The 14432-nt window shown below is 69.8% G+C and carries 20 protein-coding genes; 6 read left to right on the top strand and 14 right to left on the bottom strand.

The genetic code is table 11. The annotated features are described in order from the left end of the window. Positions 1-58: 58 nt before the first annotated feature. Positions 59-757, bottom strand: a complete 699-nt coding sequence (locus AC07F3_RS33170) for a DedA family protein (protein ID WP_479118228.1) — start codon at positions 755-757, stop codon at positions 59-61. 137 nt (positions 758-894) lie between these two features. On the opposite strand from AC07F3_RS33170, the gene AC07F3_RS33165 reads away from it, so the two are divergent. Both AC07F3_RS33165 and gad read left to right on the top strand, forming a co-directional pair. Next, positions 895-1260 carry a YbjQ family protein gene (locus AC07F3_RS33165; RefSeq protein WP_114039147.1) on the top strand — a complete coding sequence of 122 codons (366 nt, stop codon included), beginning with the start codon at positions 895-897 and terminating at the stop codon, positions 1258-1260. A gap of 76 nt (positions 1261-1336) precedes the next feature. Continuing rightward, positions 1337-2767: a glutamate decarboxylase gene (gene gad / locus AC07F3_RS33160; RefSeq protein ID WP_479118226.1), complete on the top strand. Its 1431-nt coding sequence runs from the start codon at positions 1337-1339 to the stop codon at positions 2765-2767. Between the two features lie 387 nt (positions 2768-3154). Here the strand turns inward: gad and AC07F3_RS33155 are convergent, their stop codons facing one another. From AC07F3_RS33155 to AC07F3_RS33130, 6 genes are all read right to left on the bottom strand, one after another. Next, positions 3155-3934, bottom strand: coding sequence for an ABC transporter permease (locus AC07F3_RS33155; protein WP_479118225.1), 780 nt, complete (start codon positions 3932-3934; stop codon positions 3155-3157). After that, positions 3931-4899: an ATP-binding cassette domain-containing protein gene (locus AC07F3_RS33150; protein WP_479118223.1), complete on the bottom strand. Its 969-nt coding sequence runs from the start codon at positions 4897-4899 to the stop codon at positions 3931-3933. Before AC07F3_RS33150 ends, AC07F3_RS33155 begins: the two co-directional genes overlap by 4 nt. A 143-nt stretch (positions 4900-5042) precedes the next feature. Beyond that, complete coding sequence (locus AC07F3_RS33145; protein WP_479118221.1) at positions 5043-5684, bottom strand: PadR family transcriptional regulator; 642 nt, start codon at positions 5682-5684, stop codon at positions 5043-5045. Between the two features lie 18 nt (positions 5685-5702). After that, positions 5703-6239, bottom strand: a complete 537-nt coding sequence (locus AC07F3_RS33140) for a DinB family protein (protein ID WP_479118220.1) — start codon at positions 6237-6239, stop codon at positions 5703-5705. A 314-nt stretch (positions 6240-6553) separates the two neighbouring features. After that, complete coding sequence (locus tag AC07F3_RS33135) at positions 6554-8011, bottom strand: aldehyde dehydrogenase family protein (protein WP_479118219.1); 1458 nt, start codon at positions 8009-8011, stop codon at positions 6554-6556. An 81-nt stretch (positions 8012-8092) separates the two neighbouring features. After that, positions 8093-8992, bottom strand: coding sequence for a helix-turn-helix domain-containing protein (locus AC07F3_RS33130; protein ID WP_479118311.1), 900 nt, complete (start codon positions 8990-8992; stop codon positions 8093-8095). Positions 8993-9283: 291 nt separating this feature from the next. On the opposite strand from AC07F3_RS33130, the gene AC07F3_RS33125 reads away from it, so the two are divergent. Beyond that, positions 9284-9784, top strand: coding sequence for an ATP-binding protein (locus tag AC07F3_RS33125; protein ID WP_479118217.1), 501 nt, complete (start codon positions 9284-9286; stop codon positions 9782-9784). A gap of 227 nt (positions 9785-10011) precedes the next feature. Here the strand turns inward: AC07F3_RS33125 and AC07F3_RS33120 are convergent, their stop codons facing one another. From AC07F3_RS33120 to rpmG, 7 genes are all read right to left on the bottom strand, one after another. Next, positions 10012-10251: a DUF397 domain-containing protein gene (locus AC07F3_RS33120; RefSeq protein WP_114039138.1), complete on the bottom strand. Its 240-nt coding sequence runs from the start codon at positions 10249-10251 to the stop codon at positions 10012-10014. Positions 10252-10367: 116 nt separating this feature from the next. Continuing rightward, positions 10368-10865: an SRPBCC family protein gene (locus tag AC07F3_RS33115; RefSeq protein ID WP_479118215.1), complete on the bottom strand. Its 498-nt coding sequence runs from the start codon at positions 10863-10865 to the stop codon at positions 10368-10370. Next, on the bottom strand, positions 10862-11212 hold the full coding sequence (locus tag AC07F3_RS33110; RefSeq protein ID WP_479118213.1) for an ArsR/SmtB family transcription factor: 351 nt from the start codon (positions 11210-11212) through the stop codon (positions 10862-10864). The genes AC07F3_RS33115 and AC07F3_RS33110 overlap by 4 nt, the downstream gene beginning before the upstream one ends. Next, positions 11212-11586, bottom strand: a complete 375-nt coding sequence (locus AC07F3_RS33105; protein ID WP_479118211.1) for a VOC family protein — start codon at positions 11584-11586, stop codon at positions 11212-11214. Before AC07F3_RS33105 ends, AC07F3_RS33110 begins: the two co-directional genes overlap by 1 nt. Positions 11587-11704: 118 nt before the next feature. Beyond that, a complete protein-coding gene (locus AC07F3_RS33100) occupies positions 11705-12847 on the bottom strand; it encodes a CobW family GTP-binding protein (protein ID WP_479118210.1) in 1143 nt (380 codons plus the stop codon). Continuing rightward, complete coding sequence (locus AC07F3_RS33095; RefSeq protein ID WP_479118208.1) at positions 12844-13095, bottom strand: type B 50S ribosomal protein L31; 252 nt, start codon at positions 13093-13095, stop codon at positions 12844-12846. The genes AC07F3_RS33100 and AC07F3_RS33095 overlap by 4 nt, the downstream gene beginning before the upstream one ends. A gap of 5 nt (positions 13096-13100) precedes the next feature. Then, positions 13101-13265 (bottom strand): 50S ribosomal protein L33, encoded by a 165-nt coding sequence (rpmG, locus tag AC07F3_RS33090; RefSeq protein ID WP_479118207.1) that lies wholly within the window; start codon positions 13263-13265, stop codon positions 13101-13103. A gap of 81 nt (positions 13266-13346) precedes the next feature. Here rpmG and rpmB point away from each other — a divergent pair, with 81 nt between their 5' ends. From rpmB to AC07F3_RS33075, 3 genes are all read left to right on the top strand, one after another. Then, on the top strand, positions 13347-13583 hold the full coding sequence (gene rpmB / locus AC07F3_RS33085; RefSeq protein ID WP_469841215.1) for a 50S ribosomal protein L28: 237 nt from the start codon (positions 13347-13349) through the stop codon (positions 13581-13583). Next, the gene (rpsN, locus tag AC07F3_RS33080) at positions 13583-13888 is read left to right on the top strand and encodes a 30S ribosomal protein S14 (RefSeq protein WP_479118206.1); all 306 of its coding nucleotides are present in this window, start codon (positions 13583-13585) and stop codon (positions 13886-13888) included. The genes rpmB and rpsN overlap by 1 nt, the downstream gene beginning before the upstream one ends. Before the next feature lie 67 nt (positions 13889-13955). After that, positions 13956-14429, top strand: coding sequence for a hypothetical protein (locus AC07F3_RS33075; RefSeq protein ID WP_479118204.1), 474 nt, complete (start codon positions 13956-13958; stop codon positions 14427-14429). Positions 14430-14432: the final 3 nt, after the last annotated feature.

Below are 14432 nucleotides of genomic sequence, written 5' to 3'. Positions count from 1 at the left end.
CGCGGCGAACCGCGCGACCACCGGCCCGCGGACGAAGCGGGCCCGTTCCCGCGGAGCGCTACCGCTTGGCGTGGCGGCCGCCGCGCTGCGGCGCCTGACCGGGGCCGCCGGGACCCTGGGCCACCGCCGGGTTCTTCTTCGCCTTCGAGCGGGCCCGCAGGAACTCGATGGCGATCGGCACGACCGAGATCAGCACGATGCCGACAAGGATCAGCTCGATGTGCTGGTGGACGAAGGCCACGTTGCCCAGCGCCGCGCCGAGCAGTGTGACGCCCGCGCCCCACAGGCTGCCGCCGATGACGTTGAAGATGACGAACGAGCGGTAGTTCATGCCGCTGACGCCCGCGATGATCGGCGTGAAGGTGCGCACGATCGGCACGAAGCGGGCCAGGACCAGCGACTTCGGACCGTACTTCTCGAAGAAGTCGTGGGCCTTCTCCACGTTCTCCTGCTTGAAGAGCCTGGAGTCGGGCCGACTGAAGAGGGCCGGGCCCACCTTCTTGCCGAACAGATAGCCCACCTGGTCACCGAGGACCGCGGCGAGGACGACCAGCACGCACACCAGCCACAGCGGGGTGTCCAGCTTGCCGGTGGTCACCAGCAGACCGGTGGTGAACAGGAGCGAGTCGCCCGGCAGGAAGAAGCCGATGAGCAGGCCCGACTCGGCGAACACGATGATCAGCAGACCGGCCAGGCCGAAGGTCTGGAGCAGATAGTCGGGGTCCAGCCAGCTCGGTCCGAGGGCAAGGGTAGTCACGGGTACCGGGCTCCTGGGTGTGGTTGTCGGGCGGGCTGTCTGCCGTCGGCAGCCAAAGTTATCAACGTAACGCGCGAAAGCCTGGTTCCAGGGGCAGGCTGGGTAGGGCCGACAAGGGCTACCGGAAGGGGAACCACATGGGCATCGAGGAGTACGGCGGCGGACAGGGCCCGCAGGCGGACGTCCTGGTGGTGACCACCAACGACGTACCCGGCTACACGGTGCAACAGGTCATCGGAGAGGTCTTCGGGCTCACCGTGCGCTCCCGGCACCTGGGCAGCCAGATCGGCGCCGGCCTCAAGTCCATGATCGGCGGCGAGCTGAAGGGCCTGACCAAGACGCTCGTCGAGACCCGCAACCAGGCGATGGAACGGCTGGTCGCGCAGGCGAAGGCCCGGGGCGCCAACGCGGTCCTGATGATGCGGTTCGACGTGACGGAGGCGGCGGACGTGGGCACGGAGGTGTGCGCGTACGGGACCGCGGTGGTCCTGGCCCGCACCTGACGGCGACTCGGCCGGGCCGACGGCAGACGTCGGCCCGGTGGCGCCCCTCCCCCTCCCCGAAAGGTGGTTGACCCGCATGGCACTGCATCGTGGCGGCAGCGAGAAGGAGCACGCCGACGAGAAGGAGTACGCGCGGCTCGCGCTCAACCCCTTCTACGGGGAGGCCGACCCGGTCGGTTCGATGACCTCGGCGCCGCCGCGCCACCGGCTGCCCGACCGGCCGCTCGCGCCGATGACCGCGTACCAGCTGGTCCACGACGAGCTGATGCTCGACGGCAACTCCCGGCTCAACCTGGCCACGTTCGTCACCACGTGGATGGAGCCGCAGGCCGGGGTGCTGATGGCGGAGTGCCGGGACAAGAACATGATCGACAAGGACGAGTACCCGCGCACCGCCGAGCTGGAGCGGCGCTGCGTGGCCATGCTCGCCGACCTGTGGCACGCGCCGGACCCGAACACCGCGGTCGGCTGTTCGACGACCGGCTCCAGCGAGGCGTGCATGCTGGCGGGCCTGGCCCTCAAGCGGCGCTGGGCGCTGCGCAACGCGGACCGCTACCCCTCCCGCGAAGCCCGCCCGAACCTCGTCATGGGCGTGAACGTGCAGGTGTGCTGGGAGAAGTTCTGCAACTTCTGGGAGGTCGAGGCGCGCCAGGTGCCCATGGAGGGCGACCGCTTCCACCTCGACCCGGAGGCCGCCGCCGCGCTCTGCGACGAGAACACGATCGGCGTCGTCGGGGTGCTCGGCTCCACCTTCGACGGCTCCTACGAACCCATCGCGGCACTGTGCGCGGCACTCGACGATTTGCAGGAGCGTACGGGTCTGGACGTCCCGGTCCATGTCGACGGGGCCTCCGGGGCGATGGTCGCGCCCTTCGTCGACGAGGACCTGGTGTGGGACTTCCGGCTCCCGAGGGTGTCCTCCATCAACACCTCGGGGCACAAGTACGGCCTCGTCTACCCCGGGGTGGGCTGGGCGCTGTGGCGCACGGCGGACGAACTCCCCGAGGAACTGGTCTTCCGGGTGAACTACCTCGGCGGCGACATGCCGACCTTCGCGCTGAACTTCTCGCGGCCTGGGGCGCAGGTGGTGGCGCAGTACTACACGTTCCTGCGGCTGGGCCGGGAGGGCTACCGGGCCGTCCAGCAGACCACCCGGGACGTCGCGCGGGGGCTCGCGGAGCGGGTGGAGGCGTTCGGCGACTTCCAACTCCTCACCCGGGGGAATGAGTTGCCGGTGTTCGCCTTCACCACGGCGCCGGAGATCAAACGGTACGACGTGTTCGACGTCTCGCGCCGCCTGCGCGAGCGGGGCTGGCTGGTGCCCGCGTACACCTTCCCGGCGAACCGGGAGGACCTGTCGGTGCTCAGGGTGGTCTGCCGCAACGGCTTCTCCTCCGACCTGGCGGCGCTGCTCGTCGAGGACCTGAGCCGACTGCTCCCGGAACTCCGCCGCCAATCCGGCCCTCTGGGCCGGGACGAGTCGGTGGCAACAGCCTTCCACCACTAGACCCCGTTCGCGCCGTGAGGGCGCTCGTCCTCAATCGCCGGACGGGCTGAGGATGCTCCTACTGGCCGGCACCATGCCGCCAAGGGGGCGGGGAACTGCGCGAGAAGCGAGCGCGATCCGCAGGCGCCCTGGAGCTCCGCCCCAGACCCCGTTCACACCTACCGCAGGACGGGCTGAGGATGCCCATGCCGGCCAGCACCATGCTGTTGGGGGCGCGGGGAACTGCGCGGCCAGCCACACGCGGCCCGCAGCCGAACGACACCCCCGGCGAGTTCAGGGAAGGGGCCTCCCGGGGTCTGGGGCAGAGCCCCAGCGCACGCCGGGCCAAGGAGCACCCCGACCCGGCCGGGGTCGACCCAGCCGCACCCCGAACCAAGCCGCCGCCCCTTACCCGCCCAACCGCCCGAACCGCCGGACGGCAAGCGGGAGGAACACCCCCACCAGCACCACCGACCACCCCACCGCCAACATCCCCGCATGCCCGCCCGCCCAGGACGAACCGCCCTCCCCCGCCCCGAACAACCCCCGCACCGCCGTAGCCGTCGCGGACAGCGGGTTCCATTCCACGGCCATCCCCAACCACCCCGGCATCGACGCCGGCACGGCGAACGCGTTGGACAGGAAGCCGACCGGCCAGATCAGGATCTGCACCGCCTGCACCAGCTCCGGCCGCCCCGCGACCATCGCCAGATGGATGCCGACCCACAGCATCGCGAAGCGGAGCAGCAGCAACAGCCCCAGCGCCGCCGGGAACCCCGCGCCCACGTCCGGCCGCCATCCGATCGCGTACCCCACGCCGATCATCACGACGAGCCCCGCCGCCGACTGCAGCATGTCCGCAACGGCCCGCCCCACCAGCACCGTCCCCGACACCATCGGCATCGAGCGGAACCGGTCGACCACGCCCTTGTCGAGGTCCCGCGTCACCGCCAGCATCGTGCCTTCGAGGCCGAACGCCATGGTCAGCGCCAGCATGCCCGGCACCAGGAAGTCGACGTACGGGCCGGACACGCCCCGCCCGCCACCGACCAGGTAGCCGAACACCAGCAACAGCATCACGGGGAAGACCAGACCCACCACCACCTGCACGGGCTGCCGTGCCCAGTGCGCGAGTTCGCGCCGGGTCATCGTCCAGGAGTCCGTCACCGCCCAGCCGACCGCGCTCATGCCGCCACCTCCCGCTCGTCCCGCCCGCGTGCGGTCAGGGACAGGAACACCTCGTCGAGCGTCGGCCTGCGCACCGCGATGTCCTCCGCCTCGATGTCCGCCGCCGCCAGCGCCCGGACGACACCCGCGAGCGCCGTCATCCGGTCCGCGACCGGGGCGCTCAGCAACCGCCGGTCCCGGTCGACCGACACCTCGCCCAACCCCAACACCCGTACAGCAGAGCCCAGTTGAGCAGCGTCCCGTACGACCACCTCGATACGGTCCGAGCCGACCGTCGCCTTCAGCTCGTCCGCCGTGCCCTCGGCGGCCACCTTGCCGCCGTCGATCAGCGAGATCCGGTCCGCCAACTGGTCGGCCTCCTCCAGGTACTGCGTGGTCAGCAGCACCGTCGTACCGCCGCCCACCAGCGACCGGACCGCCTCCCACACCTCCGCCCGGCCCCGCGGATCGAGCCCGGTGGTCGGCTCGTCCAGGAACAGCACCTCCGGGTCGGTGATGAGCGACGCCGCCAGGTCGAGGCGCCTGCGCATGCCCCCGCTGTACTGCCCGACCGCCTTGCGACCGGTGTCCGCCAGGCCGAAGCGGGCGAGGAGTTCGTCCGCCCGGGCACCCGCCCTGCGCGCCCCGAGATGGTGGAGGCGACCGAACATCTCCAGGTTCTGCCGCCCGCCCAGCTCCTCGTCCACCGCGGCGTGCTGCCCGAGCAGCCCGATGCGCCGCCGCACCGCACCCGCCTCGCGCCGTACGTCATGCCCCGCGACCAGCACGCGGCCCGCGTCCGGGCGCAGCAGTGTGGTCATGATCCGTACGGCCGTGGTCTTGCCCGCGCCGTTGGGGCCGAGCACCGCGTGCACCGTGCCGCGCCGCACGGCCAGGTCGAGCCCGTCGAGCACCCACTTCGTCCCGTACCGCTTGCCCACGTCCTCCACGAGGATCGCGTTCGCGTCCCTGCCCGTGTCAGGCACCCTCTCCCCCTCCGGTCACGTCGATCGAGGCGTCACCGACCACCCGCCCCGATCGCGAGGAGCCCTCAGGCCACTCATCCACGGTAGTCAAGATTGACTACTCGCCCAAAAGTAACCGCCGGAGCCCCACTCGTCAAACTTGATTAGAGGAGATCCCCCGGATCGTGCTTCCCCGTGGCGTACGGGTTCTCCTCGTCCTCACCCAGTACGCCCACGAACGGCTCGCCCTCGCCCGCGAAGACGTACGCCCCGCCCTCGATCCGGGCGATCAGGCCACGGGTCCACTCGGCTTCGGCGTCCGCCGAGTGGACCCACATGTTCATGATTTCGCCGATGTGACCGAACTGGGCGGGCCCCTCGGACGGCGTGTAGTACTCCGTCGCCGAACGCCGCCACGCCGCCAGTTTCTCCAGGCGGTCGCCCAGCAGGGCGACCGCCTCGGCGCGCGGCAGGTCCACCATGAAGCCGAGCGCGGCCGAGAGCACGTCCATCTTCTGGTCGAAGGAGGCCAGCGCCTCGCGCAGCAGCCGGAAGTACTCCTCCCGGCCCGCCTCGGTCAGCTCGTACTCGGTGCGCGGCGGACCGCCGACCGTGCTGGGCGCCACCTCATGGGCGAGGAGCACGCCCTGCTTCGCCATCTGCTTGAGCGCGTGGTAGATCGAACCCGGCTTGGCGTTCGACCACTCGTGCGCGCCCCAGTACTCCAGGTCGTTGCGCACCTGGTAGCCGTGCGCCCGGCCGTGCTGACGTACCGCGCCGAGAACCAGGAGACGGATCGTTGACATGGCCGCAAGCGTATGACCTCAGCTGTTCGCGAGGGCAACCAGCTCGAAGGCCGTCTTTCCGTCGAGCGACTCGCGGATGATGTCGGCGTGCCCGGCGTGCCGGGCGGTCTCCTCGACGAGGTGGAGCAGCAGCCAGCGCATGGAGACCCGGCCCTCCTTGGGGAACCACGGCGCGTCGGGCAGCGGGAAGGTGTCGTCGAGGGAGGGCACCTTGCCGATGAACTCCTCGGTCTGGGCGGCCACTTCGTCCCAGAACGCGAGCATGCCCTCGACGCTCTCGTCGCCCATGAGCTGGAAGCTCTCGTGCCAGTTCGACTGGTCGCGCTGCTTCTCGTTGGGCTGCTGCTGGGCCATCCGCAGCCAGTTCAGTTCGCACTCGGCGACGTGCTTGACCAGCCCCGAGAGCGACAGCTCGCTGGCGCTGGGACGGGTGGCGGCCTGCTCGTCGGTGAGCCCGATGAGGGCTCGGCGCAGCGCACCGCGCTGGGCCTCGACGAAGCGGAGAAGAGCGCCGCGCTCGTCGCCGTGGGCCTCTGCGGGAACGTGAGTAACCATGATCCAACCGCCTTCGTTCGGTGCTGCCTGCTGACAAGAAACACGTTAGAGAGGAAAGAGGTCAGATCCTGTCCTCTGTCAACGGCTCATTCGTCAGCGGACTGCGGACTGCGGACTGCGGCCAACCACGCTTTGACGGCTGTCATCTGTCATCTGTCAGCCGTCGTCTGTCAGGCGCCATCTGTCAGGCGTCATCTGCCATCTGTCGGCCGCTAGACGGCAGACGGCATCTGTCATCTGCCACCCGTCAGCCGTCAGCCGACCGCAGCCTCCCTGGGCGGCCGGACCCTCGCGCCGGTCGGGGCCCGCACACCTCAGAACGGGAACGGGCTGCGCTCGTGCTGGACCGAGATCCACTTCTGGGTGGTGAAGGCCTCGACCGTCGAGTCGCCGTTCAGCCGCCCGAGCCCCGAGTACTTCTCGCCGCCGAAGGCGACCAGCGGCTCGTCCTGGATCGTCGAGTCGTTGACGTGCATCATCCCGGTGTCGATCCGCTTGGCGAACCGCACTCCGCGTTCAACGTTGGCCGTGTGCACGGCGCCGCTGAGTCCGTACGGGCTGTCGTTCGCCATGCGTACGGCCTCCTCCTCCCCGTCGAAGGGGATGAGCAGCGCCACCGGGCCGAAGATCTCCTGGCGCAGTACGGAGGAGTCGGCGGGCAGGCCCGTGAGCACGGTGGGCTCCACCAGGTTGCCGCGCGTGCGGCCCCGTACGAGCGCCCTGGCGCCCTCGGCGAGGGCCTGGTCGACCAGTGAAGTCAGCGCCTCCGCCTGGAAGTTGTTGATGACGGGGCCGATGTCGGTGGCCGGGTCGGCTGGGTCGCCGGTTCTGAGCGAGGTCACCTTCGCGAGGAACTTTCCGGTGAACTCGTCGAGGATCGACTGGTCGACGAGGATGCGGTTGGCGGCCATGCAGACCTGGCCCTGGTAGACGAAGCGGCTGAAAACCGCCGCGTCCACCGCGTAGTCGAGGTCCGCGTCGTCGAGGACGACCAGGGCGCTGTTGCCGCTCAGTTCCAGGATGACGCGCTTGAAGTGGCTGCCGGCGACCGAGGCGACGTGGCGGCCGGTACGGTCGGAGCCCGCGAACGAGATGACCTTGGGGACGGGGTGCTCTATCAGCGCGTCGCCTATCTCGGCGATGTCGGTGACCAGGACGTTCAGGAGCCCGGCGGGCAGCCCCGCGTCCTTGAATATCTTCGCTATGAGGCCGCCACCGACGACCGGCGCGTTCTGGTTCGGCTTGATGACGACCGCGTTGCCCAGCGCCAGCGCGGGAGCGATCGACTTGATGGTGACCAGGAACGGGAAGTTGAACGGGCTGATCACCCCGATCACGCCGACCGGGAGCCGGTAGACGCGGTTCTCCTTGCCGTCGACCGGCGACGGCAGGATGCGGCCCTCGGGGCGCAGCGCCAGCTGGATCGCCTCGCGCAGGAACTCCTTGGCGAGGTGGACCTCGTACACAGCCTTGAGCCGGGTGCCCCCGAGCTCGCTGATGATCGCCTCGACGATCTCGGGCTCGCGCTCCTCGGTGATGCGCAGGGCGCGCTCGAAGACGAGTCTGCGGGTGTAAGGATTGGTCTCGGCCCACTCCCGCTGGGCGCGCTCGGCCGCACGGTAGGCCTCGTCGACCTCCTCGACGGTGGCGACGGTGATGGTGGCGAGCTTCTCCCCGTTGTAGGGATCGAAGTCGATGATGTCCCACGACCCGCTGCCGGTGCGCCATTGGCCGTCTATGAACTGGTGGGCGAGGTCGGTGAAGAAGGACATGCCATCCCCTACTGCTGTGTCCGCCGGCTCCGCGCGGTCAACCGCGTTACTGGCCTGATGTGACGTCATCCTACTGATGAGTCAGCTGAGTTGGAGGAGTCCGCGCAGAAGATCGCGGCTTTCCTCCGGGCCGGGGCTGTCCTGTTGCAGGCGCGCCATCGCCCGCTCGTACTGCGCGACCTCTTCCGCCTTGTCCAAATACAGTGCGGAGGTGAGCTGTTCGAGATAGACGATGTCCGACAGGTCCGACTCGGGGAACCGCAGCATCGTGAAGGCACCGCTCTCCCCCGCATGCCCGCCGAAGCTGAACGGCATCACCTGGAGGTTGATGTTGGGCTGCTCCGACATCTCGATCAGGTGCCTCAACTGGCCGCGCATCACGTCCCGTTCGCCGTACGGACGGCGCAGCGCAGCCTCGTCGAGCACCGCGTGGAACTGGGGGGCGCGCTCCGACACCAGCGCCTTCTGCCGTTCGAGACGAAGCGCGACGCGCTTGTCGATCTCGGCGCTGGGCGCTCCGTGCATGCCCCGCGACACGACGGCGTGTGCGTACGCCTCGGTCTGCAACAGGCCGTGCACGAACTGGACTTCGTAGATGCGGATCAGCGAGGCCGCGCCCTCCAGACCGATGTATGTCTGGAACCAGCCCGGCAGCACATCGCCGAAACTGTGCCACCAGCCCGCGATGTTGGCTTCCTTGGCGAGGCTGAGCAGCGCGGTGCGCTCCGACTCGTCGCCGACGCCGTAGAGCGTGAGCAGGTCCTCGACATCCCTGGCCTTGAAGCTCACCCGCCCCAACTCCATACGACTGATCTTGGACTCGGACGCCCGGATCGAATAGCCGGCTGCTTCCCGCGTGATGCCGCGCGACTCGCGCAGGCGCCTCAGTTGAGAGCCCAGCAGAATGCGCCGGACCACCGAACCTCCGCCGGCCTCGACTGCGCTCGGCCGGGGGGATCCCCATGCCTCCCCTGCGGTCACTTCGCCGTCCTCCCCATCCAATGGTGGTGGGCAGTCTGCCATCAAAACGCTTCACCCCGTACCCGCGTGATTACGGAAATGGTCAAGGAGTGAAATCGGCCTGGGGAACTTCTGAGGAAGAAATGAGCAAGAAACGGCACGGGCGGGGACAGGTCGGTCGCGTGCACGTGCATCTGCCCTTGCATCGGGCCGACGCATTCGGAACCATGGTCCTCGCGCACCTGCGTGCTCAACTGCGTCTAGTCGCTTGCGTCCTGTACCGCCACGGCCGCGAACCCGGGAGTGCCTCGCATGGGGACGAATGGATCGACCATGCTGGAGCCTTATGAGCCCTTAAGGCAGGCGCTTCCTCCCCTTGACCCCTCGACCGTGGCGGGTTCCGCGTCCTGTGCGCTGCCCGCGCGCTACGAAGCGGTGCGCGGGGCACGGAAGTTCACCAGGTCGACGCTGACGCAGTGGGAGCTCGGCGAGCGTTTCGACGATGTCGCCCTCGTCGTCTCGGAGCTCGTCACCAACGCGCTGCGCCACGCTCTTCCCGCCGACACCCCGCGTGAGACCGAGGTGCCGGTGCGGCTCCATCTCATGCGCTGGACCAGCCGGTTGGTGTGCGCCGTGCGCGACCCCAGCAACGAGAGCCCGGTCGAGCGCGCGAGCGACGACTTCGGCGCGGAGTCCGGCCGGGGCCTGTTCCTGGTCGAGTCGTTCGCCGACAGCTGGGGCTGGCACCCGCTGTCGGAAGCGATCAGCGGCAAGGTGGTCTGGGCGCTGTTCCGGCTTCAGCCGACGGACTGAGCGGGCAACCGCCCTCCCCCACCGCTCTCGGCCGTCGGACATCGGCGCCCGTCACCTGTTGTCCGTTACCTGCTGTCGGCTACCTGTTGTCGGTCATCTGTCGGCCGTTACCTGGTGGCCGTCATCTGTCAGCCGTTACCTGGTGGCCGTCAGCCGTCACCTGTCAGCCGTCACCTGATGTCCGTCACCTGTCATCCGATACCTGGGTGGCCGCTATCCGTCGGCCGTCAGTCGGCTATCAGATGGTCGAACTCGCCATCCTTGATGCCGAGCAGCATCGCCTCTATCTCGGCCCTGGTGTAGACCAGCGCCGGACCGTCCGGGTGGCGTGAGTTGCGTACCGCCACCCCACCGCCGGGCAGCTTGGCGAATTCGACGCAGGATCCCTGCGAGTTGCTGTGCCGGCTCTTCTGCCACGCGACACCCTGAAGCTCCGCTGCCGCCATGCCGTTGTACGCGTGGTGCAAGGTCGCTCCCGGGATGTGCAGACGTGCAACTGTGAATGGTCAACTGCCCCGGATCATAGCTGTGTTCATGTGCGCCTGCATGGGAAGATGCACGTGCACGCGGGGTGCCCGGGCGGTTACAGCCGCTCCACCACACCCCGCAGCGCGTCCATGACGTACGAGCGCCAACCCCCGCCCATGATCTTGCGCGCCATCATCTGTGCCGGGTCGTCCGGATCGAATCCCTCGTGTACGAGGAACAGACGCGTTCCGCGGCCCTCTGGTTCAAGCGTCCACGTGATCGTCCAGTCGGCTGGGCTCCCGGCTGGGCTCGCGCCCCCTCCCCCGGCGAGCGCGTCGGCCCATCGGACGCTGAGCATCCGCTCCGGCTCGTACGCGAGGACCTCGGCCGCGATGGTTCCGGAGAAGCCGGTGTTGGGGCGCGGGACGGTCGTCATCGTGTAGCGGTGGCCGACCTCCAGGCGGAAGTCCCCGGTCATCAGCCACTCGGCGACGAGCTCGGGATCGGTGAGGGCGCGCCACACCTTGGCGGGAGGGTGGGCGAAGAACTGGTCGACCCGGACCGTCGTCGGATCGTCGGAGCCACCGGCCGGGTCTTCACAACTGGAATTCATGCCTCATCGTCGGGCATGCGGTCGAGGACCGCGCCGAGGTCCTTGAGCCTGTCGCGCCAGAACCGCTCGTACGGATGGAGCCAGTCCTGCACGTCGGCCAGCGGCGCGGCCTCCAGGCGGTAGATCCGCTGGCGGCCGGACCGCTCCTCCGACACGAGGCCGGCCTCCCGCAACACCTTGAGGTGCTCCGAGAGGCTGGGCCTGCGCATGTCGAAGTGGTCGGCGAGGGCCTGCACGGGCTGCGGGCCGCGCTCGCGAAGGAGTCGCAGGACCTCGCGCCGGGTGTCGTTCGCGAGCGCGGCGAACACGTCGGCGGTGCGACCTCCGGCCGCGCCCGTGGTGACCATCAGAACCCTTCGTTCTCCATCAGCAGCATGAAGCCGTTGCCGTCGGGGTCGCGGAACCCGGCCATCCGTCCCCAGGGGGCGTCCTCCGGACCGCTCACCTCGACTCCTGCGGCGGTGAGCTTCGCGCGGTCGGCGTCGACGTCGGCCGTGACCAACATGATTCCGCGCGCGGAGCCGGGTACGAAGTCTCCCATCCCGGGGCCGGAGAGCGTGAAGACGGTCTGCGCTCCGGGCGGGGCGACCTGGAGCCAGCGCACGGGTCCGACCTGGCGGTTCGCCCGGACCTCGAAACCGAGGACGTCCCGGTAGAAGGCCAGCGCCCGGTCCTGGTCGGCGACGGGGAGGGTGAGGAAGGAGGCGTGGGTGATGTTCATGAGCACCACGATAGGTAGGGGATTCCCTACGCGTCAAACGTAGGGAATCCCCTACCTGTCGGCCGATGTCTCGCGGCGGGAGGGGCGAACCGACGCCCCCGGCCGTCCACCCCGGGCCTCACGCCCCCAGGAACGCGTCGAAAGCGGGAGGCAGGCGTTTCCACGACGCCCGGCCCTCGGCGTACTCCGCGTCGGTGAGCAGGCAGGAGTCGAGCAGCTCGGCCAGGGCCTCGCGGTCGAGGCCCGGCGAGGTGAAGACGAGGTGCTGGCAGCAGTCGCCGTGCTCGGGGTGCCAGTCGAGGGCGGCCGCCGCCCGGCGTACGGGCGGGACCATCTCCCAGGCGGCGTCGGGCAGCGAGGCGAGCCAGGGGCCCGCGCTCTCCACGCAGAGCGCGCCGCCCGCCGCGTCCCAGGCGAGCAGGGTGTCGGGCCGGTCGGCCAGCCAGAAACGGCCCCGGCTGCGGGCGGCCGCACAGCACAGGTCCTCCAGCGCCTCGTACAGCCGCCCCGGGTGGAAGGGGCGGGTGCGGTGCCAGACGTAAGTGCCGACCCCGGCCTCGTCGGCGTCCTGCGGCAGCAACGCGCACGCCGGGTGCTGGCGGGCGGCGGCCGCCTCGATGTCGAACCCGGCGAGCGCGACCTCCGCCAACTCCGTTGATTGGTGAGGGATTTGGCGCGCGGTCGGGTGCAACTGGGCCAAGAGGGCCCGGTCCTCGTCGTCGGCCTCGTTCGCGTCGACAATCGCGAGGACCGGGGCGTACTCCAGCTGGCGCGCCCAGGTGTCGGCGACCGTGCGCCGGTCGGAGGCCGCGGCCGCGAGGCCCGCCGTGGCGAGGTCGTCGCCGTTGCCCAGGCAGGGCAGCAGCAGGGCGGGGTCGACGGCGGTGATGACCGAGGTGACCGCCAGCGCCCCGGCCCGCGCCGCGACGACCTCGGCCAGAGCCCTGGGCTCGACCGAGTCCCACAGTTCGACGATCGCGAGCCGGGTGGTGCCGCCGTCCGCGAGGCGCAGCAGCTCGGGGACCAGGTCCTCGCGCAGGGCGCAGCACGCGCAGTCGTCGACCAGCGGCGCCTCGCCCTCCTCCCGTACGCCCAGGGTGTCGCGGACCGTACGGCGGACCGTGCCGTGCGGGGCGGACGACAGGTCGTGGTGGAGGGCGACGCTGCCGGGCACGGTGTGCAGCAGCCGCTCCACCACGGCCCGGCGGGCGTCGGCGTGCAGCCCGCCGACGATGGCGACGGGCAGCTTCCGCTCGGTCATGCCGCTCCGTACCGCCGCTCGAAGCGCTCGACGCGGCCCGCCGTGTCCATCACGCGGGCGTTGCCCGTGTAGAAGGGGTGGCTCAGGGCGGAGATCTCGACGTCGACGACCGGGTAGACGTCACCGTCCTCCCACTCGATGCGCCTGGCCGCGCTCGACGCCAGCGTGGAACGGGTCAGGAACGCGTGGCCCGCCGCCTTGTCGCGGAAGACGACGGGTCCGTACGCGGGGTGGATCGAGGGCTTCATCGCTGTCAGCGCTCCTCTCGGAAGTCGACGTGGCGGCCGACGACCGGGTCGTACTTGCGGATGGTCATGCGGTCCGGGTCGTTCCGGCGGTTCTTGCGGGTGACGTAGGCGTATCCGGTGCCTGCCGTGGAGCGGAGCTTGATGACCGGACGGAGTTCGTTGCGCGTCATGGCAGCCAGTATATGGAAATGGTTTTCATTTGCAAGAGGGCCTAGGGTGAGCCCGTCATCAGCCGCCAGAGAGGAATGACCATGTCTGCCCGTTGTCAGCTGACCGGTGCCGAGCCCGGGTTCGGCAACCGCATCTCGCACTCCCACCGGCGCACGTCCCGGCGCTTCGACCCGAACGTCCAGCGCAAGCGGTACTGGCTGGCGAGCGAGGGCCGCCATGTGCGGCTCGTGCTCAGCGCGAAGGCGATCAAGACCGTCGACACCATCGGCATCGAGGCCGCCGTGGCCCGGATCCGTGCCCGCGGGGTGAAGGTCTGATGGCGAAGAAGAGCAAGATCGCTAAGAACGAGAAGCGCAAACTGATCGTGGCCCGGTACGCCGCCCGGCGGGCCGTGCTGACCGCGGTCATCCGCAGTACGTCCGCGAGCGAGGAGGAACGAGCCGCAGCGCGTGGCGAGTTGAGCCGTCAGCCGCGGGACGCGAGCGCCACCCGCGTGCGCAACCGCGACGCGGTGGACGGGCGGCCGCGCGGACACGTCCGCAAGTTCGGGCTCTCGCGGGTGCGGCTGCGGGAGGAGGCTCACGCCGGATTCCTGCCCGGCGTGCGCAAATCCTCCTGGTAGGGCGCGTCGGCCCGGCTGGTAGCTTGTCGCGGTCCCGAAACACCGTCCAACAGGGGGAAGACAAGCCGTGCACAGGCACATACGTACCGCCGGGTTCGCCGCGGCCGGACTCTCGGTCGCACTCGTCCTCACCGGCTGCGGCAGCAGCAAGAGCGACGACAAGCCGGCCGCCAAGTCGCCGTCCGGCTCCGACAGCGCCTCCCCGGCGCCGGGCGGCGACGGCAGCCCGGCCAAGGGCAGTGACCTGCAAGGCAGTTGGACCGCGACGACCGGTGGCAAGACCGTCGCCATGGCCATCGCGGACAAGGGCGTGGGTCTGCTCTCCCCGCACGTCTGCTCCGGCACCGTCGCCGAGGGCGCGGGCATGACCATGCTCACCCTCAAGTGCGCGGACGGGAACACCGAGCGCACCCAGGGCATGGCCACGCTCAAGGGCGGCAGCCTGGAAGTGAAGTGGGAGGGCGGCAAGACCGACTCCTTCACCCGGGGCAAGACGGGCTCGCTCCCGACCGGCCTCCCCACCGGCCTGCCGACCCCCTAGCCC

It is taken from the genome of Streptomyces sp. NPDC045846 (genome assembly GCF_056431605.1).
Note: the sequence above shows the minus strand (reverse complement) of the source record. Positions and strands in the feature narration are given on the sequence as shown.